This window comes from Celeribacter sp. ULVN23_4 (genome assembly GCF_054788345.1).
Window position 1 is genome coordinate 765,387 of record NZ_JBTVYO010000001.1, and the last position, 18,786, is coordinate 784,172.

Here is an 18,786-nt window from a genome sequence, read left to right on the forward strand (position 1 = left end):
AGTTAGAAAGTGAGGTGGCTGGCGCCGCCATGGGCTGCGGACCATGCCAGCGGGTCATTGAGAAACGCCGCGATTTCTTCGCGGGCGGCGAGCGTGAAGCGATCATGCGCCTCGGCGACGCTCAGGATGTCTTTCCACGTGGCCAGCGCATGCAGCCGGACGCCGGAACGCTCCATCGCGGCGCGGGTCTCGGGGAAGATGTCGTATTGAAAGAGCATGAAGACATCGCTGATTTCGAGGCCCGCAGCGCGCAAGGCTTCGCAAAACCGCAGTTTCGAGGCCCCGTCCGTGGTCAGGTCTTCGACCAGAAGCACCCGTTGCCCCGGCGCGGTCACCCCTTCGATATGAGCTTCCGGTCCAAAGCCCTGCGCGCGCTTGCGCACATATTGCATGGGAAGGCCGGTTTCGGCGGCAATCCACGCGGCGAACGGAATACCCGCCGTTTCCGCGCCCGCGATGGCGTCGATCTTGTCACGTCCGATCTCCGCGTCGATCACTTCGGTCGCGAAACGCATGAGCTTTTCACGCACCGCCGGGAAGGAGATCACCTTGCGGACATTGATATAGACCGGGCTGGCGACGCCGGATGACAGGATGAAAGGCCGCTCCCCGGCCACCTCCACCGCATGGATGTCCAACAGCGCGAGCGCTGTGCGGCGGGCGAAATCGGCGCGCGTTTCGGGGTTGAGCGGCATGGTCAGAGGCTCCTTCATGATGCGGCCTCCATATAGGTGGATAGGATGTCCACGCCTACCATGAAATCTTTGATTTCCATGGCCTCGTCCGGGTTGTGTGAGCCGTTGCGGTTGCGCACGAAGACCATGCCGGCGGGCACGCCCACTTGCGCAAAAATCGCCGCATCATGGCCGCCGCCCGAAGCCATTGAGAAGGCCTCGCCCGTGACTTGCTCCATCGCGTATTCAAGCCCTGCAACAAGGCCCGCGTCCATCAGCGCGGGGGCAACGGGCACTTCCGCCCCCATCTCAAACCGCACACCGCGCGAACGGGCGATGTCAGCCATCTCGCCTTTGAGATAGCTGCGCATCTGATCCAGCGTGTCGGCATCCTGCGAGCGGATGTCGAGGGAGAACGCGATTTCATCGGGGATGCGGGCAATGGCGTGGCGTGTCGGGTCGGTGCCAACGACGCCCGAGGTCAGGACAAGATCCTTGCCCGTATGCAGAAGGTGCTGCCATGTCCCGTCGAGCCGATGCATCAGCTCGGCAAAGGCCAGAACCGGGTCATGACGATAGGCACGCGGCACAGCACCGGAGTGACCGGCCTGACCGATGCAATGAATATCGCGATAGCGGAAATTGCCGCGAATGCCTGTGACGACGGCGGCGGGAATGTTGCGCTCCACAAGAAGCGGGCCTTGTTCGATGTGCAATTCAAGATAGGCCTCGATCCGGTCCAGATCACAGATCGGCTCTTGCGCCTTGATCGGCGTGGTGTCGATGCCAAGCGCTTCGAGATGCGCGCTGAGCGGTCGTCCGTCGCCTTTATGCGCCGCGTTAAACTCGCCCTCAGGCAAGCTGCCCGTCAGCATTTTCGAGCCAAGATAACAGGCCCCGAACCAAGCGCTTTCTTCGCCGCGCATGGCCAGAACTTTAACCGGGCGCGACAGCTCGCGCAGACCCCGGCGGGCGGCGATCAGGACCATCAGCCCCGCGATGACACCCGCAAGCCCGTCGTAATTGCCCCCCATCGGCACGGAATCGACATGGCTGCCGATCACGGTAAACCGATCCGCATCCTCATGTGCGGGCAAGCAGAACAAGAGGTTCCGGCCCGCATCCTCAGTGACGCAAAGCCCCTCAGCGCGGGCACGTTCGGCGAGATAAGCCAGCGTTTCGGTCTCGATCTCCGAAAACGCCGGACGGCTCACCCCCGCCGCATCTTTCGAAAGGGCGCGAATGTCTTCAAACATCTCGGCGGCCAGATCGGCGAGTTCTTCGGCCCCGATCTTCTCTGAGCGATGATGTTTCATTCGAACACCCCGGCCTCGGGCGCTTTTATACTGCCGATGATCTCATCGAGAGAGGCAATGCCCTGTGCGGTCATCCAACCCTCAAGCTCGGCAATCAGCCGCGCCATGACGGTGGGGGATTGGAAGGTGGCCGTGCCGACCTGTACCGCACGCGCCCCCGCGATCAGAAATTCCAACACATCGTCGAGCGTAGAAATCCCGCCACAGCCGATCACCGGAATGTCGCAGGCGCGGGCGCATTGATAGGTCATACGCAGCGCGATGGGTTTGATCGCCGGGCCGGACATACCACCCATGACATTCCCAAGGCGCGGACGACGGCTGCTAATGTCGATGGACATGCCGAGCATGGTGTTGGCCGTCACAAGCGCATCCGCCCCGGCATCTTCTGCGGCGCGCGCCACTTCGACAGGCTCGCCCGTGTTCGGCGTCAGCTTGGCCCAGAGCGGCAAATCGGTTGCGGCGCGCAGACGGGTCACGACCTCATGCGTCGTATCAGGTCGCATGGCGAAAGCGTTGCCGTCCGCTTCGATATTGGGACAGGAGATATTCGCCTCGATGGCGGTCACACCCGGCAGGCTGACCTCAGCACAGAGACGGGCGAATTCGTCCATCGAATGCGCGGAGATCGACACCACAAGAGGGGCTTTGAACCCGGCCCAATAGGGCAGCATCTCGTCGCGGAAATAGTCGACCCCCTTGGACGGAATGCCGATCGCGTTGATCATCCCGGATTGCATGTCACAGACCCGCGGCGTCGGATTGCCCGCGCGGGTGCCGTGCATGATGGTCTTGAGCACATGCGCGCCCAGCACATCGAGATCGAAGACATCGGCGAGGTCTTCCGAGAAGGTGCCGGACGCAGGCATGATCGGGTTCTTGAGCGTCAGCCCACCGATGCGAGCGCTCAGATCGGCTGTTTGCAGGTCTTTCATCACATCGCCTCCGAAATCGGGAACACCGGGCCTTCGCGGCACACGCGGCGTTGAATGATGCGGTCGCCGACCCGGAAACTGCGCACGCAGGCCTGACACATGCCAAGGCCACAGGCCATTTGTTGCTCCATCGCAATCTCGCCGGGGATGCCGTGGGTGTCGCCAAGGTCTTGCAGCATGCGCAGCAGACGAGAGGAGCCACAGGTGTAGAAGGCATCCACTTCGCCCTTCGCGATCCGCGCCTCGATCAGCGGACGCAGCGCCTCAGGCGTGGAGCTTCCGTCTTCATCGTGGACGACGATCACCTCCGCGCCGTAGCTCTCGAAGAGATCGACCGACATGGCCAGATCGGGGCGACGGGCGGAACAGATCGCGGTGAGCTTGCGGCCCTTTTCCTGCGCCATGCGCGCAAGAGGCGCGAGGGTGGCAAGGCCGACGCCACGCGCCACCAGCATGAGGTTCTGCCAGGTATCCGGCATCGAGAACCCCTGCCCCAACGGGCCGAGCACATTGAACGCATCGCCGGGGGTGAGCGTTGCAAGACCACGCGTACCAGCGCCCGCGATCTTATAAAGAAACTCCAGCCGTCCGGCGGCTTTGTCATAACCATAGATGCTCATCGGGCGGCGCAGGAAAGGATGTTCGCTCTCCGGCGCGGGGCAGAGCAGTTGAAAGAACTGGCCCGGCTGGCAGTCGAGAATCGCCTCGGGCGCGTCCAGAGTGAGCAGGCGATATTCGCCATTCACAGGGGTATTTGAGACCACGCGACAGGTGGCTTCGGAACAGCGGGGCCGTAGCCCCTGCGGAACAGGGACGGACACAACGGTCGGAATGTGGGTCATTTGTCTGCCTCGGATTAGCCGTAGATCAGCTTGGGAATGAAGAGGGAGATTTGCGGAATATAGGTGACCAGCAGAAGCACGATCAGGTTCACCAGCACGAAGGGCCAGACCCCTCGGATGATATCCGCAACGGGTTTATTGAGCGTTGAGGACGCAACGAAGATGTCGAGACCGAAGGGCGGCGTGATCATCCCGAGGCTGACGTTGAGCGTCACCAGCATCCCGAAATGCACCGGATCGATGCCGAAACTCATGGCCACCGGATAGAGCGGCGGCACCAGCACCAGAAGCGTCGAGTTCGGGTCGATGAACATGCCCGCCACGAAGAACAGCACGTTGACGGCGATCAGGAAGGAGATCTTGCCCGCGCCGGAGGCCTCCAGAAATCCGATGATCTCATTCGGCACCTGCGCGAGTGTGACGAAGAAGGAGATCAGCCCGCCCATCGCCAGCAGCACGAAGATGATCGAGGTGTTCACAGCACTGTCTTCGGTGATCTTGGCGAGGCCTTTGAGATCGAGCGCGCGGAACACGAACATCTCGACGAGGATCGCGTAAACCACGCTGACGGCGGCGGCCTCTGTGGGGGTGATGATACCGGAATAGATGCCGCCGAGAATGATCACCGGCATGCCAAGTGCCCATTTGGCCTCCCAGATGGCCTTGAATCGGTCCGCCCAGGGCAGGCGCGCATCATGGGTGACACCGTCGCGCGCGGCCTGAATGCGGACATAAACCGCAAAGGCGAGACCGAGGACGAGGCCAACGGCCAAACCGCCCGCGAAGAGTTTCGAGATCGAAGTGCCAGTGATCCAGCCATAGACGATCAACGTGATCGACGGCGGGATCAAAAGCGCGGTTTCCGCCGAAGAGACCAGAAGTCCAAGGCTGAATTTGTCGGAATAGCCCGCACGGCGCAGTTCCGGGTAGACCATGCGGCCCATGGCGGCCACCGTGGCAGGCGCGGAACCGGAGACCGCACCGAACGCCATGCTGCCGCCGACGACAACGTGCCCCATACCACCCTTGGTGTGACCAACAAGGGCTTTGACAACGCCAATGAGTTGGCGCGCAATCTGGCCCGACCCCATGAGGTTCGCGGCAAAGATGAAGAACGGGATCGCCAAAAGCGTCGAGTGGTCGATGCCGCCAACGATCTTCTGCACCACCGCCGCATCGGGGAGGCGGGCGTAGAACGCCTCTTTATAGGCCAAGGCCGGGATGCCCAGAACGAGCAGCATTTCGAACCCGGCCACCAGAAGGACGATGGCCAGAAGGATGATAAGTGCGAAGATCATTCGGAGACCTCCTGATAGCGGTCGATGAGGCCCAGAAGGCTCAGCCCATAGCGCAGGCCCAACAGAAGAAAGCCAGCAACGGGCGCGAGATAGATAACGCCCATAGGGACGCCAAGGGTCGGGGATTTTTGCCCGGACTTGAGCACGAATTGCACCAAATCCAGAGCCAGCCACGCCACGTAAAGGCTCATGCACAGGCCAACGAGATCAATGACTTTCAAAAGCACGGCGAGCACGGGTGCGGGCAGGCGCTCGCGCATATTGGTGATGCCCACATGCTTGCCCCGCTCCAGAGCCAGTCCGAGCGCCAGAAAGACCAGAAACAGGTTCATGATCCGCACCGCTTCCTCGATCCAGGCGAACCGGCTTGCGAATGTGCCGCCGATTTCACGGGTCACGACCGAGCCGGTGTAGAGAAACACCATGATCAGGAATAGCGCGATGAGAACGGTTCTTTCGACCGTTCGGAGCAGATTTAGGGCTTTCATGAGTGGGGCTTTCGATCACCGTGAAAAGAGAGGGCTCCGCGTCTCGGCCTGAAACCAAAACTGCGGAGCGGACGGACCCGGAGGGGAACCGGGTCCATCGGAGTTTAGAGCTTGTCGTAGGCTTCCGTGTAGATGTCGAGCAGTTTCTGACCTGCTTCGCCGGTTTTGGCGACATAGGCGTCGGAGGCCGGGCCAAACATCACATCACGAAACTCGCCGCGCTCAGCTTCACCGGCGACGCGCACGTTGGTGCCGGCTTCCTTGATGGTTTCAAGCGCAGCTTCGACAGCGGCGGCTTTGTGTGCGGTCAGCTCGGGGATCACTTCGGCGAAAGCCTCTTTGATGATCGTCTGATAGTTCTCCGGCAGGCTGTCCCAGAACATCGGGTTGAAGAGGATCACATCCTCCATCGCGCCGTGATCAGAGACCACGAGGTTCTTTTGCACCTCGTAGAATTTCATCGCCTTGATCGTGTCGAGCGGGTTTTCCTCGCCGTCCACAACGCCGGTTTGCAGCGAAGTGTAAAGCTCGCCGAACGGCAGCGCGATCGCGGAAGCGCCGAGGGCGTTGAACTGTTCGATCAGGATCGAGCTGTCCATCACGCGGAATTTCTGACCGGCGAAATCGGCAATCGAGTCGAGCGGCTCGTTGGAGGTGAACTGTTTCTTACCGTTCGGCCAGAGATCAATCGCCACCATGCCTTTATCAGAGAAGCTGTCGAGCAGCGCCTGACCGAAAGGACCGTCACGCAGAGCTGCGGCTTTATCGGCGTCTTCCGGGATCAGGTAGGGAATGTCGAGGATCGACACCAGCGGGTTGAAACCGCCGAGGAACGCTGCGGGAGCGACGGTGGCCTCAAGCGTGCCAAGCTGGACGCCTTCGTTCATCTGACGCTGATTGCCAAGCTGACCCTGCGGGAAAATCTGGAACTCGACCTCGCCGTCGGTGCGCTCGGACACAAGCTCGGCCACTTTCTCAAGATGAATGTGGCGGCTTTGCTGCGTGCTTTCGAGGTGGCCGATACGGGCCACATACTCTTGCGCGAGCACAGGGCTGGCCATAGTGATCCCCGCGAGCAGAACAGCGGAGAGGAGAGATTTGGTTTGAGGCATGAAACGCTCCCGGTTGTCAGGTTTCTTTATAAAAAGCATAAACTCCCGAAAGCGAACCCTAGGTCAATAAAAAAGTCTAAAAAATGAGACGAAATCTAAATTTGACCAAATGATTTTATTTTTTGATGAATATTTGAGCAAATTTATTCGGCTTTAAAACCTTCGCGCGCGATCAATTCCTGGACATGGTCGGCCGCCTCCCGCCCTTTCAGAGAGGTCTCCCAGAGTCGCTCGGCAATCCCTTCATGCAGCTCCAAAGCCTCAGGCGCAGAGGTGATGAGCCCCACACCAATACGAATGTTCGGATTATGCCCAAGGCGGAAAGGGCTGATCGTCAGGATCGAACGCCCGGCCTGTCGCATAATTTGGAAAGAGGTCGAGGGGATCGGCTCCCGCGCCACGCCGATTTGCACGCCAATATCGGGAGAGCGCAGCATTTCAACGATATGCTGCACTTCCGCGAGCGCCATCTGACGCCGCTGATCACGCACCTCCGACGCAAGCTCCAGATTGCCCTCAAGCCCGTCACGCAGGAATTTCCGGATATCCGCATCCGAAATGATCGAGGCGAGAAGCGGCCTGCGCTGCGCAAAGCGTTGTTTTCTTTTCGCCAAAATATCCAAAATTTTCGCCACGTCCTGACGCTCTGTGTCTTGCACGGATTCATTGAGAACGTCTTCCAGCACCGTATCATATCGGGCCGTTGTCACCAGATATGAGATCGGGCTGAACAAGCCGATGATCTGCTCGCAATCCTCTTCAATCTGCCGCATCCGCTCAAAAAAGCTCACGGCATTGTCGACATATTCAATACCGACCCCGAGCAGGCTGGGCAAAGAGACCTGCAGCTCATTGGAAATCGCGGAGAGCATGTCGATCTTGGATATCCCGCCCTTTTCAGCGCGGTACAAAGCCGCCCGCGAAATATTCAGCCGGGCTGCGAGATCTTCCGGAGACAGGTTGCGCCCAAGCCGGTGAGCTTTCAGCCGCGCCCCAATGTCTTGAAAACTGAATTTGGTCTCTTCCACAACACGCTCTTTCGAAACTACGGCACGTACCGCCACATAGGTCTTAAAATATGTGCACGCCACGATATTATCTCAATTATGAGACAATCATGCTTTTTAATATGTCGCAATAGGGGATGCAGACCAGAGATGGTTAATTTTGCGCCATCGCCGACACCAAGCTGGGCAATTCAAAAAAGTCTCTTCTCAATTTTAGAGATTAAGCTGGCATTCACTTCCCTCTGATATCCCCACGACGGGTGAATATGAGGTGGTGACATGAGCGGCAAAGGGAACGCTCCGATTATCATCAAGAAGAAAAAGGTCATTCAAGGCGGCGGCCACCACGGCGGCGCTTGGAAGGTTGCCTATGCCGATTTCGTGACGGCGATGATGGCGTTCTTTCTCTTGATGTGGTTGCTCAATGCAACAACGGAAAAACAACGCAAAGGGTTGGCGGATTACTTCAACCCGACCATCCCGGTGAACCGTATTTCCGGCGGCGGCGATGGCACCTTCGGGGGCGATTCCGTCTTCACCGAAGAAACCCTGTCGCAAAACGGCACCGGGGCCTCAAACGCGGATGCGAGCAACAAGACCTCCCCTCAGCCGACGCCGGAGACCGAACTGCAGGACGCCTTGGATGCCAAAGCCTTCGCAGAGGTGCAGGAATTGCTCACGGCCTTCAGCGGCGAAAGCATGGCGGCGGACGAGGCCATGCGCCACATCGTGACCCGCGTCACCGATGAAGGCCTGATCATCGAGCTTTACGATCTGGATGGGGAGCCGCTTTTTGCGGAACACTCCGCTGAGCCGGGCCCCGTCATGGTCCTCTTGCTCGGCATGCTGTCCGAGGTTTTCAAAATCGTGCGCAACGACATTGCCCTAAGCGGCCATGTTCGGTCTGTGCCTCTCGTCGTCGCAAACAACCCGGTGTGGGATCTGTCGACACAGCGGGCCGACAGAGTCCGTATGATGCTGGAACAAGAAGGCACGCCCACCAACCGCATGCAGCGCGTGACAGGTTATGCCGACCGCAAACCCGCCGTCGACAATCCGATGGCCCCCCGCAACAACCGCGTCGAGATCGTGTTGCTGCGCCATCAGGTCAGAAAATAGATCGCATTTTAGACGTTAGGCCGTCGTTAAGCTCACGTTGGCATACTGAAGCCAATTCTCTGGGTCCAGCAGCAGAAAGGCGCTCCCCCATGTCTATTTCTTCCTCGCTCAATGCCGGTGTGGCAGGCCTCTCTGCCAACGCCACCCGTCTCGCGACGATTTCCGACAATATCGCGAACTCTGCGACCTACGGCTACAAACGCGCTGAAACCGAATTCGAATCCTTCGTGATCAGCAACTCGGCCAATTCCGGCACTTACTCCGCGGGCGGCGTTCGGGCGAGCAGTTCACGTCTGATCGGGGAACAGGGCGCTCTGGTCTCGACCTCGAACGCCACGGACATCGCCGTCTCCGGCAATGGTTTCATCCCCGTCACGACCGAAGTCTCTCTCGACGGCACGATGGGGGACCAGCCCCTGATGATGACCACCACCGGCTCCTTCTACACCGACGCCGACGGCATCCTCAAAACCGACTCGGGCCTTGTCCTACTGGGCTGGCCCGCCGAGGCGGACGGCTCCATCGCCACCTACGCACGCGACACGATGACCGGGCTAGAACCTGTGGTCATCAACTCGAACCAAACGGCGGGCGACCCAACCACAGAGATCAACCTTGGCGTCAACCTTCCCGCAGAGGATGCGACCGACGCCCTGCCCTTGTCGGTCGAGTATTTCGGCAACCTCGGGACCTCCGAATCCCTCGACATCACCTTCACACCGGACACCTTGACGGAAAACACCTGGACCATGACGATCACCGATTCCGCCTCAAGCGGCGCGATCATCGGGGAATATACGCTGGTGTTCGACGACTCGCGCGGCTCCGGCGGCACATTGGCCTCCGTCACCGCCACCGCAAACAACCCGGTCGGGGCGGATTACGATTCCGCCGACGGGACATTGTCTCTCACCGTAGATGGCGGGCCGATCGAGATGACCATTGGCAAACCCGGTGATACCAATGGCCTGACCCAGCTCTCCGACAGTTTCGCTCCGACCTCGATCACCAAAGACGGCTCCCCCGTCGGCAATCTGACCTCGGTCGAAATCGATGATGGCGGCTATATCACCGCGACCTATGACACGGGCTTTACCCGCGTGATCTATCAAATTCCGCTGGTGGATGTCCCGAATGCGAACGGCCTCACCTCTCTCGGCAATCAGACCTATCAGGTCTCGCCTGACTCGGGCTCCTTCTTCCTATGGGATGCCGGTGATGGCCCGACCGGCACGATCGAGGGCTATGCCCGCGAAAGTTCCACCACCGATGTCGCCGCCGAGTTGACCGACCTGATCCAGACCCAGCGGGCCTATTCGTCGAACGCAAAGGTCATCCAAACGGTCGAATTGTCCTTCGCGGCGGCAACATCCTTGCCCGTGGAGATCATGCTCTGGGTCTTGTCGAGGGCCGAGTTGATGGAGTTCAGGGTTTGCAGCGCCACCATGGCGCCGTTGTTCGTCAAAATGCTGGACATCGCATAAGTTCCTTTCGTCTTGAGACGCATTTTGCGCCGCATGAGTTTTGAGACCCGCCCCCACGGGCGGTTTCAGGATCATCATTCTGACTGATTACGGATGACCGCTTCCGGTCGACCGTGCCACCCCCTCGGGATGCACTCTGATCTATGGAGCTAAAAGGATAAGAGTTTCCTAAGCTGCCTTCGTTTCTTGCTTTTAATTTGAGGCAAAAATTGGACAGGCGCTCAAGCTTTTCTCTTCATGGTTAATGGCTTACGTTCAATCTCCGTCGAAGTTCCCGCCGGACCGTAGGCGGTGAACCCCTGCGACGACTTGCGCAAAGCAAGGAGACGTTCACGCGCCATACGGACGCCTTTCGCGGAGGCGGAAAGCAGGCGTTTGTTGTGCTCCGCCCGCTTTTGCAGGTCTTGCAACACCTCCGGCGAAGCTGTCGTTTTCGCGAACAAAGGCAACAACGTCTCCTTGGATTTCAAAAGGCTTTCCAAGGCAGAGAAGTCGTTTTTCAAGATGGCGGCTTTCTCCTTGTCCAAAAGTTCGGACATGGCCGCGACCGGGCGAAACGCATCAAGAAATGCCATCATTCGTCTCCTTCAACGCATTGAAAATCTGTTCGGACAGGCCGATTCCCCCCGCTTCGACGATTTTTTCGGCCTGGGCCTGAACCAGAAAGGAGGCAAACTGATCCTCGCCCGCCCCTCCGCCAAACGCCTCCGGAGTTTTGCCAAAGCCCGCCGCTTTCAGCATCTCCGCCAGAAACGTCGCCTCCAGCTTCTCGGACACATCGCGGAGTTTTTCATCTTGCGACGATTGCATCCGCATGGATGACACCGACGACACGGCCAGCGGCGAGACAGAGAGGGGCATGATCACTCCAATTCGAACCATTTTTCGAGTCATACGCGCGATCAGGTAAAGAACTGGTAACTCTCTGCATGGATAGTTGCATCACGGCGAAAGAACTCCCGGATGCGCGACATGCAATTTCAGACTTTTGAACTTTTAAACACGGCACAGGTGGGCACGACACAGGTGAGCACGACACAGGTGAGCACAACACTTGGCAAGACGAAGGCATCGGCCCCTCAGGCGCCGGGCTCCGCGTCTGTGGCCCTTGGCCTTGCTGCGCCAATGTCAGGGAGCGTCGACACCTTCGCTTCTATGGTGCAATCCCTCGCAACGGATGATCTCACCGGGGGGCAGGCAACGACAGAGGCGGACACACGATCCTTTCCTATCAAGTCCTTCGGGGCGGCGAATCTGACATTAGAGCAGGGCGTGCCTGTGCATGGTCTGAAACGAGAGCCGGGAGAGGTGTTCGAGACTGCGTCATCGCCGGATATTGATCCCCCGTCTGGCGAGGAGGACACGTTCATCGCGGACATGCCGCACTCCGGTATCCTTCCGGTTTTCACGCCCCTGTCCCCTGAGCAAGATGCACAGCCGGACAAGACCCCCGGTATTTCGGCAGCGCCACGCATGACGGAGGACATCATGGCTATTGAGACGACATCAGAAAGCGTAACTCCGAATCCGACGGCGCAAACTGCCGATTTTGTCGATGTCACGACAGTTGGCCTTACTGTGGAGAGTGCCAAAGAACCCTCCTTCGACACGCATGCTCTGAGCGGCAAAAAACAGATCTCTACGCAGCTGTTCCCCCTAGGCATGGCGGACCCGTTGACGCCGTCTCAAGGCGGTCAGAACAACCCACCCCTTCCCGCATCGCCACGAACGGAAATAGGGTTAACGCAGGTGTCGACAACAGAGAGCGATGCCCCTCTATTCCCAGAGAACAAAATCGCGAAGTTCCAAGCCACTTCGACAGTAGGCTTTGAACTTCCTGAAACGTCTACGCAATCAGATCACCCGGCCACGCGTTCCCCCCAAACACGCGAGTCACAGGCTGACGGTGGTGGAATTAAGGTCACGATCTCAACTGAAATGGCTCAACCGGTTGCGAGCCGGGACGCCCCTCCCGCACGTCGGCAGCTGGACATGACCGATACAAGTGTCACTCCCGAACAGGATACCAAAGCGCATCAGCTGCACAGTCCGATCCCTCCCGCCGACACGGTCTCAATCAAGCATATGACAGAAGCCGAATCCGTTACGTCCTTCGATGTCACGTCGCGCCCTGATGAGGCATCAAAGGTCGCGGGGAATGCACCAACCGTTGACACAGCTGAGCCTTTAGCACCAACGAAAACCGAGGTCGGTTCCGCCAACCTTCCGATCATGGGAAGCGCCGCCAGTATGATACCTGAGGCGGGGGACGACTGGCGAAACCTTCCCGAAGACCTGCCGGGCATTCCCTCCCTGACCTCCGAACACACCGCCCACCGCGACGCCGCTTCGTTGAGCATGCCCACGCGCCTCGAATGGTCGCCGCGTCTCGCCGCGCAGATTGCCGAGGCGGCGCGGCAGATACCGGATCGCCCGGTCGAGATCACCCTGTCGCCAGAAGAACTCGGCAAGGTCAGGCTGTCCTTTCACCTCTCGGAAAACGGTGCGATGCAGGTGGTGATTGCCGCAGAGCGCGCCGACACGCTCGACCTGCTCCGCCGCAATGTCGAGAGCCTGAGCGGAGAATTCCGCGATCTCGGCTATTCCGACAGCGGTTTTACATTTCAGAATTTCGATCAGGGCGCGGGGCAGCAGGCCGCCACCTTTGAAGAGGTCCAGTCCTCCGCCGCCCTCCCGTCCGACCTGATCGACACAATGCCCCTCCAAACGCCCGTGCGCCTGTCGCTCGGGTCGTCCTCCGGCATGGATTTGAGGCTGTAAAAGGAACGCAAAATGGTTAACACGATCACCCCCGCAGCAACGACCACGACAAGCACAAGTGCGAGCAGTGACTCCGCTGCGACGCTCAGTTCGGATTTCGACACTTTCCTGAAAATGCTTACCGTCCAGATGCAAAATCAGGATCCGCTCAACCCCATCGAATCGACCGATTACGCGGTACAGCTCGCGACCTTTTCGCAGGTCGAGCAATCCGTGATCACCAACGATCTGCTCGAAGGCCTCTCGGCGCAGCTTGGCCTCATGGGGTTCTCGGAATTGTCCGGCTGGGTCGGCATGGACGCCCGCAGCGAGGCCGCAGCCTATTTCGATGGCAGCACGCCGATCACCCTCAGCGCGGGTTTCGCCACTTCCGCCGACACAGGGCTTCTGATCGTGCGCGATTCGGACGGAACCGTCGTGCAACAAATGAGCGTCACTCCAACCGAAGAGGCCTTCGACTGGACCGGGGTCGATGAGAATGGCGCGACCGTAGACGCCGGGCTCTACAGCTTTGAAATCGAAAGCTATTACAACGGCGACTATCTCTCCACCTCGACGGTCGAAAGCTATTCCCGAATCGTTGAGGCCCGCTCCGACGACGGGGATGTGGTTCTTGTGCTGGCCGGAGGCAACGAGATCGGTTCGGATGACGTCACCGCCTTGCGCGATCCGTCCTGATCCGCTTGCGGAGCAGGTCTGGCCCTCGCTAAACTCTGACGGTCCGCAACCTTGGAGCGCCCGCCATGACCTGTGCCTCAGACCATCCCTCGGGGGAGATTCAGGCCTTTGTTGCACGGCGCACGACCGGGCCGCTTCACTGGGCGCATCTTCCCGGCGGTCGGACAAACCAAAGCTGGCGCGTGACGGGCCCCGCCTGTGATTGGGTGGTCAAAAGATTTGAGCCCAGCCGCGCCAATGCCCTGTTTCCCAATGACCCGGAGGCCGAAAGCGACGCGCTGCGCCACTTGGCTGGGACGGGTCTCGCGCCGGAGTTCATCGCGCGGTTCGAGACACCAGAGGGCGTGTGCCTCGTGTATCAATTCTTTACCGGCACATTATCGGCGCGCACCGACGCGCTTACGCTTGGCGCGTTGCACCGGTTGCATGTTGTGACGCCTTGGCCCGGATTGCGCCGGGTCGATACGCGACCGGTCGCGCTTTTGGCGCAAGGTCTGTCTTTTCTGAACACTCTTGAGACCGCACTGGCGCGCAGACTGAAAGCTGACCGCCCGCAGCCCATCGAGCTGCCCGATGCAAAAGACGTTGTGCTTCACGGCGATCCGGTGCCGACAAATGTTCTGATCCGAGGCCGAGAGCTAAGGTTCATCGATTGGCAATGTCCCGCGATGGGCGATGCAACAGTGGATCTCGCCATCGCGCTCTCACCCGCGATGCATCACGTTTACGGGCGGGGGCCATTTTCCGAACAGGATCGCGAGGCCACGCTTGCGGCCTACCCCGATGCGCAAACCGTCGAGCGGTATCGGCAGCTCGAACCGTTCTACCGCTGGCGCATGGCGGCCTATTGCGCATGGAAAGCGGCCCAAGGGGAAGAGGTTTATGAAAAAGCCGCAGAGGCGGAACTCTGCGGCGTGTCCTTAACCAAATAGCACCATCGCGGCCGCGCCAAGACCGGCGGAAACCACACCGCCCGCGATCAGCCAGAGCACCTGCCAGCGGCTTGATGTCTTGGCCGGTTCTTCTTCCTGTTTGCTTTGCGCAATCAGAAGGGCTTCGGCGAGTTGCGGCAGGCGCGGGCCGAAACGGGCCAGCACCGACGCCGTATGCACCAGATCGCGCGCGAGGGCGCGGGGGCCGATGTTGGCTTTGATATATTGCTCGACCACCGGCTTGGAGACTTCCCAAATGTTGATATGCGGGTCGAGCGAGCGGGACACACCCTCCACCACAACCATGGTCCGTTGCAGCAAGATCAGCTCCGTCCGTGTCTGCATCCCGAAACGCTCAGTCACCTCGAAAAGATAGGACAACAGCCGCGCCATGGAGATGCGCGTCGCGTCCATGCCGAAAATCGGATCACCAACGGCGCGCAGCGCACGGGCGAATTCATCGACGTCGCGATCAGCAGGCACATAGCCCGCTTCGAAATGGACCTCCGCCACGCGTTTGTAGTCTTTTTTGATAAATCCGTACAAAATCTCGGCGTAAACACGTCGTGTATATTCATCGAGCATCCCCATGATGCCGAAATCCAACGCAATGATCTCGCCGTTCGGGGCGATCTTGAGATTGCCCTGATGCATGTCCGCGTGGAAGAACCCGTCGCGCAGGGCGTGGGTCAGGAACATCTGCAACACGCGGGGGCCGAGCACCGTGCGGTCATGGCCCGCCGAGATGATTTCGTCGATGTCGGAAGCGGTGATGCCATCGACCCATTCGAGCGTCATCACCCGTTTCGAGGAGAGACCCCAATCGACGGCGGGCACGGAGAAGCCCTCGTCATTGGCGGTGTTGGAGGCGTATTGAGAGGCCGAAGCGCTCTCCAGACGCAGGTCCAGCTCGCCCTGCACCACGCCTTCGAAATGCGCGATCACGTCGGTGGGGCGCAAACGGCGAGACGCCGGAGAGAGTTTTTCAATCACCGAAGCGATGAAATAGAACGCATCGATATCGGTGCGGAAGGCTTTTTCAATGCCGGGACGCAGCACTTTGACGGCAACCGCCTGGCCCGTGTCGGCACGCACGGCCTTGTGGACCTGCGCGATGGAGGCGGCGGCGACGGGTTCCGAGAATTCGGAAAAAAGCTCAGAGAGCGGGGCCTGAAGTTCGGCCTCAACGGACTTGACCGCCGCGTCACGCGGGAAGGGCGGCATCCGGTCCTGAAGCACCTGCAACTGCTTGGCCAGATCGGCACCCACGACATCGGGGCGGGTCGAAAGGATTTGTCCGAATTTGATATAGGCCGGGCCGAGTGCGGTGATGGCCCGCGTCACGGGCGGCAGCTCCGGATCGCCCTTGTAGCCAAGCCAGCGGAAGGGCCAAACAAGAGTGCGCGCCAGAACCCGGAAGGCTTTGGGCGCGTCGAGCGCATCCATCGCCTGCCTCATGGCCCCGGTGCGCTCCATGGTCGCGCCGGTGCGGATAAGTCGCCAAATGTTGTGAGGTCCGCGCATTAGAGTTTCCACCCGGAATGCAGCGCCGCGATGCCCATCGTCAAATTACGATACTTTACATTGGCAAAACCTGCGGTCTTGATCATTTGCGCAAATGTTTCCTGATCCGGGAATTTGCGGATGCTTTCGACGAGATACTGGTAGCTGTCATAGTCGCCCGCGATCGCCTGCCCCATGCGGGGGATGACGTTGAAGGAATAAAGGTCATAGGCCTTCTGCATCATCGGGTTCGGCAGCTGCGAGAATTCCAGCACCATGAGACGGCCACCGGGTTTGAGAACGCGGTAGGCCTCGGACAGCGCATCGGGGATGCGGGTCACGTTCCGGATGCCAAAGGAGATGGTGTAAACGTCGAACTGGTTGTCCTCGAAGGGCAGTTTCATCGCGTCACCAGTGACCCATTGCAGGCTGTCGGCCATCTGCTCGGCCTCGGCGCGTTTGCGGCCTTCGACCAGCATCAACTCGGTCATGTCGAGCACGACGGAGGTGGCGCCGGGGGCGCGCTTGAGGAAGCGAAAAGAAATATCGCCGGTGCCGCCCGCAACATCGAGAAGGTGTTGATCGGGGCGCGGCGCGAGCCAATCCATCATCGCGTCTTTCCAGACCCGGTGAATGCCCATCGACATGACATCGTTCATGATGTCGTATTTCGAGGCGACGGAGGTGAACACCCCATGCACCATCCCGGCTTTCTGATCCTCAGCCACATCCTTGAAACCGAAATGGGTGGTTTTGCCGTTCTCGCTCATCGCTCTTGAACCTTTCTCGAAACTTACCCTTCTTATAGGGCTCACGCCGGGCGTGACAATCGCATGTCGCCATAGCCGAGGATCAAAATGCCGGAATTGCCAGAGGTCGAGACGGTTCGTCGCGGGCTGGAGCCCTCGATGACGGGGGTCAAAATCATAAAGGCGGATGTAAACCGCCCGGATTTGCGCTGGCCCTTCCCGGAGCGGATGGCCGAGAGGCTCACCGGCGCGACGGTTTTGCAGCTGCGTCGGCGGTCGAAATACATCCTCGCCGATCTCGACAGCGCGGAAACATTGCTGATCCACCTCGGCATGTCGGGGCGGATGACGGTCTCCGGCGATCCGCTCGGGCAGTTCGTGCATGAGCACCCGGCGCAGGCAAAGCATGACCATGTGGTCTTTCACATGGAAAACGGCGCGCGGGTGACATTCAACGACCCGCGGCGATTTGGCGCGATGGACCTGATGACGACCGGCTCGGAGGAAACGCATCCGCTTTTGGCAAAGCTCGGGCCGGAACCCTTGGGCAATGCCTTCAGCGAGGATCATCTCATCAATGCTTTGAAGGGCAAGAACACCCCGATCAAATCGGCCCTGCTCGATCAGCATGTGGTGGCGGGTCTTGGCAATATCTACGTCTGCGAAGTGCTGTTTCGCGCGGGCATTCACCCGGCGCGCAAACTGTCCCGCATCTCGGAGCAGCGCATCGCCTCGCTGGTTCCGATCATCCGCGAGGTGCTTTTGGAAGCCATCGCGGCGGGCGGTTCCTCGCTCAAGGATTTCCGGCAAGCCGACGGGGAGCTTGGATATTTCCAGCACAACTTCCGCGTGTACGGATGCGAAGGGGAGTCCTGTGTGACGCAGGATTGTGCGTCAAAGATCAAAAGAATTACACAATCGGGGCGTTCCAGCTTCTTTTGCCCCAGCTGCCAAAGATGACTTGATCCCTTTTGAGCAAATGTTAGGACTCCACGAAACCACAGAACCGGAGGGCTTTCATGGCCTACAAGACGCTTCTTATTGAGACCAAGGATAATGTCGAGCTGATCCGCCTGAACCGGCCGGAGGCGCTCAACGCGCTGAATTCTGAATTGTTGGGTGAGCTGGCCGATGCACTGTGCAAGGCCGATCAGGACCCGAAAGTGCGCGCCATCGTTGTCACCGGCTCGGAGAAGGCTTTCGCGGCGGGCGCCGACATCAAGGAGATGTCGGAAAAGAGCTATGCCGATATGGCCAGCGAACGTCTGTTTGCCGATGACGCCGACCGGATCACCGCGACCCGCAAACCTGTGATCGCGGCCGTGGCCGGCTATGCGCTTGGTGGCGGCTGTGAACTGGCGATGATGTGCGATTTCATTCTCGCGGCCGACAACGCCAAATTCGGGCAACCGGAGATCAATCTGGGCATCATTCCGGGCATTGGCGGCACCCAGCGCCTGACCCGCTTCGTCGGCAAGTCCAAAGCGATGGAAATGATTCTGACCGGGCGTTTCATGGAAGCCGAAGAGGCGGAACGCGCTGGCCTCGTGTCCCGCATCGTGCCCGCCAAGAAGCTCATCGAGGAAGCGCTTTCGACCGCAGGCAAGATCGCCGAGAAAAGCGCCATCTCCGTTGCGGCGGCGAAAGAGACCGTCAAACGCTCCTATGAAATGACCCTCTGCGAAGGCATCCGGTTCGAGCGCACCAGCTTCCAAAGCCTGTTCGCCACGGAAGACCAGAAAGAGGGCATGGCCGCTTTCCTTGAAAAACGTGCGCCGCAGTTCCGCGACAAGTAAGCCTGTACAGGCTCTTATAGCCGGAGATTTGAAATACGGGCTTCCCTTTTCGGTGATTCTCGCCTAAAGGGA

General features: G+C 59.5%; 19 protein-coding genes. 7 read left to right on the forward strand and 12 right to left on the reverse strand.

The annotated features are described in order from the left end of the window. Positions 1–2: 2 nt before the first annotated feature. The 8 genes from ACYBHZ_RS03790 to ACYBHZ_RS03825 form a co-directional block, all read right to left on the reverse strand. Complete coding sequence (locus ACYBHZ_RS03790; RefSeq protein ID WP_460272863.1) at positions 3–713, reverse strand: orotate phosphoribosyltransferase; 711 nt, start codon at positions 711–713, stop codon at positions 3–5. Further along, on the reverse strand, positions 710–1,990 hold the full coding sequence (locus ACYBHZ_RS03795) for a hydantoinase/carbamoylase family amidase (protein WP_460272864.1): 1,281 nt from the start codon (positions 1,988–1,990) through the stop codon (positions 710–712). The genes ACYBHZ_RS03790 and ACYBHZ_RS03795 overlap by 4 nt, the downstream gene beginning before the upstream one ends. Then, complete coding sequence (locus ACYBHZ_RS03800; RefSeq protein WP_460272865.1) at positions 1,987–2,925, reverse strand: dihydroorotate dehydrogenase; 939 nt, start codon at positions 2,923–2,925, stop codon at positions 1,987–1,989. The genes ACYBHZ_RS03795 and ACYBHZ_RS03800 overlap by 4 nt, the downstream gene beginning before the upstream one ends. Next, complete coding sequence (locus tag ACYBHZ_RS03805) at positions 2,925–3,767, reverse strand: dihydroorotate dehydrogenase electron transfer subunit (RefSeq protein WP_460272866.1); 843 nt, start codon at positions 3,765–3,767, stop codon at positions 2,925–2,927. The genes ACYBHZ_RS03800 and ACYBHZ_RS03805 overlap by 1 nt, the downstream gene beginning before the upstream one ends. 14 nt (positions 3,768–3,781) lie before the next feature. Then, on the reverse strand, positions 3,782–5,065 hold the full coding sequence (locus tag ACYBHZ_RS03810; RefSeq protein ID WP_460272867.1) for a TRAP transporter large permease: 1,284 nt from the start codon (positions 5,063–5,065) through the stop codon (positions 3,782–3,784). Further along, the gene (locus ACYBHZ_RS03815) at positions 5,062–5,553 is read right to left on the reverse strand and encodes a TRAP transporter small permease (protein ID WP_460272868.1); all 492 of its coding nucleotides are present in this window, start codon (positions 5,551–5,553) and stop codon (positions 5,062–5,064) included. The genes ACYBHZ_RS03810 and ACYBHZ_RS03815 overlap by 4 nt, the downstream gene beginning before the upstream one ends. 104 nt (positions 5,554–5,657) lie before the next feature. Continuing rightward, a complete protein-coding gene (locus tag ACYBHZ_RS03820; protein ID WP_460272869.1) occupies positions 5,658–6,665 on the reverse strand; it encodes a TRAP transporter substrate-binding protein in 1,008 nt (335 codons plus the stop codon). 143 nt (positions 6,666–6,808) lie between these two features. After that, positions 6,809–7,756, reverse strand: a complete 948-nt coding sequence (locus ACYBHZ_RS03825; RefSeq protein ID WP_460272870.1) for a helix-turn-helix domain-containing protein — start codon at positions 7,754–7,756, stop codon at positions 6,809–6,811. Between the two features lie 195 nt (positions 7,757–7,951). Between ACYBHZ_RS03825 and ACYBHZ_RS03830 the strand changes: the two genes are divergently transcribed. Together ACYBHZ_RS03830 and ACYBHZ_RS03835 are read left to right on the forward strand one after the other, a co-directional pair. Beyond that, positions 7,952–8,791 carry a flagellar motor protein MotB gene (locus tag ACYBHZ_RS03830; RefSeq protein WP_460272871.1) on the forward strand — a complete coding sequence of 280 codons (840 nt, stop codon included), beginning with the start codon at positions 7,952–7,954 and terminating at the stop codon, positions 8,789–8,791. Between the two features lie 89 nt (positions 8,792–8,880). Next, positions 8,881–10,275, forward strand: a complete 1,395-nt coding sequence (locus ACYBHZ_RS03835) for a flagellar hook protein FlgE (protein WP_460272872.1) — start codon at positions 8,881–8,883, stop codon at positions 10,273–10,275. A gap of 221 nt (positions 10,276–10,496) precedes the next feature. Here ACYBHZ_RS03835 and ACYBHZ_RS03840 read toward each other — a convergent pair whose 3' ends face one another. Continuing rightward, positions 10,497–10,850, reverse strand: coding sequence for a hypothetical protein (locus ACYBHZ_RS03840; RefSeq protein WP_460272873.1), 354 nt, complete (start codon positions 10,848–10,850; stop codon positions 10,497–10,499). Next, complete coding sequence (locus ACYBHZ_RS03845; RefSeq protein WP_460272874.1) at positions 10,837–11,136, reverse strand: rod-binding protein; 300 nt, start codon at positions 11,134–11,136, stop codon at positions 10,837–10,839. The genes ACYBHZ_RS03840 and ACYBHZ_RS03845 overlap by 14 nt, the downstream gene beginning before the upstream one ends. 1,131 nt (positions 11,137–12,267) lie before the next feature. On the opposite strand from ACYBHZ_RS03845, the gene ACYBHZ_RS03850 reads away from it, so the two are divergent. The 3 genes from ACYBHZ_RS03850 (at position 12,268) to ACYBHZ_RS03860 (ending at position 14,666) form a co-directional block, all read left to right on the forward strand. Further along, positions 12,268–13,056 (forward strand): flagellar hook-length control protein FliK, encoded by a 789-nt coding sequence (locus ACYBHZ_RS03850; RefSeq protein WP_460272875.1) that lies wholly within the window; start codon positions 12,268–12,270, stop codon positions 13,054–13,056. A 12-nt stretch (positions 13,057–13,068) separates the two neighbouring features. Further along, positions 13,069–13,734, forward strand: a complete 666-nt coding sequence (locus tag ACYBHZ_RS03855) for a flagellar hook capping FlgD N-terminal domain-containing protein (RefSeq protein ID WP_460272876.1) — start codon at positions 13,069–13,071, stop codon at positions 13,732–13,734. Positions 13,735–13,799: 65 nt separating this feature from the next. Beyond that, complete coding sequence (locus ACYBHZ_RS03860) at positions 13,800–14,666, forward strand: phosphotransferase (RefSeq protein WP_460272877.1); 867 nt, start codon at positions 13,800–13,802, stop codon at positions 14,664–14,666. Here ACYBHZ_RS03860 and ubiB read toward each other — a convergent pair. Together ubiB and ubiE are read right to left on the reverse strand one after the other, a co-directional pair. After that, entirely contained in the window at positions 14,655–16,190 is a 1,536-nt protein-coding gene (ubiB, locus tag ACYBHZ_RS03865) for a 2-polyprenylphenol 6-hydroxylase (protein ID WP_460272878.1), read from the reverse strand. The genes ACYBHZ_RS03860 and ubiB overlap by 12 nt on opposite strands. Further along, positions 16,190–16,939 (reverse strand): bifunctional demethylmenaquinone methyltransferase/2-methoxy-6-polyprenyl-1,4-benzoquinol methylase UbiE, encoded by a 750-nt coding sequence (gene ubiE / locus ACYBHZ_RS03870; protein ID WP_460272879.1) that lies wholly within the window; start codon positions 16,937–16,939, stop codon positions 16,190–16,192. The genes ubiB and ubiE overlap by 1 nt, the downstream gene beginning before the upstream one ends. Before the next feature lie 87 nt (positions 16,940–17,026). Between ubiE and mutM the strand changes: the two genes are divergently transcribed. Both mutM and ACYBHZ_RS03880 read left to right on the forward strand, forming a co-directional pair. Further along, a complete protein-coding gene (mutM, locus tag ACYBHZ_RS03875; protein ID WP_460272880.1) occupies positions 17,027–17,878 on the forward strand; it encodes a bifunctional DNA-formamidopyrimidine glycosylase/DNA-(apurinic or apyrimidinic site) lyase in 852 nt (283 codons plus the stop codon). Between the two features lie 59 nt (positions 17,879–17,937). Further along, entirely contained in the window at positions 17,938–18,714 is a 777-nt protein-coding gene (locus ACYBHZ_RS03880) for an enoyl-CoA hydratase (protein WP_460272881.1), read from the forward strand. Positions 18,715–18,786 lie beyond the last annotated feature (72 nt).

What these genes read in the sequence shown, in the direction of transcription:
- ACYBHZ_RS03810 (WP_460272867.1), bottom strand. Translation starts at nt 5,065, where the DNA reads ATGATCTTCGCACTTATCATCCTTCTGGCCATCGTCCTTCTGGTGGCC.
- ubiB (WP_460272878.1), bottom strand. Translation starts at nt 16,190, where the DNA reads ATGCGCGGACCTCACAACATTTGGCGACTTATCCGCACCGGCGCGACC.
- ACYBHZ_RS03880 (WP_460272881.1), top strand. Translation starts at nt 17,938, where the DNA reads ATGGCCTACAAGACGCTTCTTATTGAGACCAAGGATAATGTCGAGCTG.
- ACYBHZ_RS03815 (WP_460272868.1), bottom strand. Translation starts at nt 5,553, where the DNA reads ATGAAAGCCCTAAATCTGCTCCGAACGGTCGAAAGAACCGTTCTCATC.
- ACYBHZ_RS03835 (WP_460272872.1), top strand. Translation starts at nt 8,881, where the DNA reads ATGTCTATTTCTTCCTCGCTCAATGCCGGTGTGGCAGGCCTCTCTGCC.
- ACYBHZ_RS03805 (WP_460272866.1), bottom strand. Translation starts at nt 3,767, where the DNA reads ATGACCCACATTCCGACCGTTGTGTCCGTCCCTGTTCCGCAGGGGCTA.
- ACYBHZ_RS03855 (WP_460272876.1), top strand. Translation starts at nt 13,069, where the DNA reads ATGGTTAACACGATCACCCCCGCAGCAACGACCACGACAAGCACAAGT.
- mutM (WP_460272880.1), top strand. Translation starts at nt 17,027, where the DNA reads ATGCCGGAATTGCCAGAGGTCGAGACGGTTCGTCGCGGGCTGGAGCCC.
- ACYBHZ_RS03860 (WP_460272877.1), top strand. Translation starts at nt 13,800, where the DNA reads ATGACCTGTGCCTCAGACCATCCCTCGGGGGAGATTCAGGCCTTTGTT.
- ACYBHZ_RS03795 (WP_460272864.1), bottom strand. Translation starts at nt 1,990, where the DNA reads ATGAAACATCATCGCTCAGAGAAGATCGGGGCCGAAGAACTCGCCGAT.
- ACYBHZ_RS03845 (WP_460272874.1), bottom strand. Translation starts at nt 11,136, where the DNA reads ATGCCCCTCTCTGTCTCGCCGCTGGCCGTGTCGTCGGTGTCATCCATG.
- ACYBHZ_RS03800 (WP_460272865.1), bottom strand. Translation starts at nt 2,925, where the DNA reads ATGAAAGACCTGCAAACAGCCGATCTGAGCGCTCGCATCGGTGGGCTG.
- ACYBHZ_RS03850 (WP_460272875.1), top strand. Translation starts at nt 12,268, where the DNA reads ATGACCGATACAAGTGTCACTCCCGAACAGGATACCAAAGCGCATCAG.
- ubiE (WP_460272879.1), bottom strand. Translation starts at nt 16,939, where the DNA reads ATGAGCGAGAACGGCAAAACCACCCATTTCGGTTTCAAGGATGTGGCT.
- ACYBHZ_RS03840 (WP_460272873.1), bottom strand. Translation starts at nt 10,850, where the DNA reads ATGGCATTTCTTGATGCGTTTCGCCCGGTCGCGGCCATGTCCGAACTT.
- ACYBHZ_RS03790 (WP_460272863.1), bottom strand. Translation starts at nt 713, where the DNA reads ATGAAGGAGCCTCTGACCATGCCGCTCAACCCCGAAACGCGCGCCGAT.
- ACYBHZ_RS03820 (WP_460272869.1), bottom strand. Translation starts at nt 6,665, where the DNA reads ATGCCTCAAACCAAATCTCTCCTCTCCGCTGTTCTGCTCGCGGGGATC.
- ACYBHZ_RS03830 (WP_460272871.1), top strand. Translation starts at nt 7,952, where the DNA reads ATGAGCGGCAAAGGGAACGCTCCGATTATCATCAAGAAGAAAAAGGTC.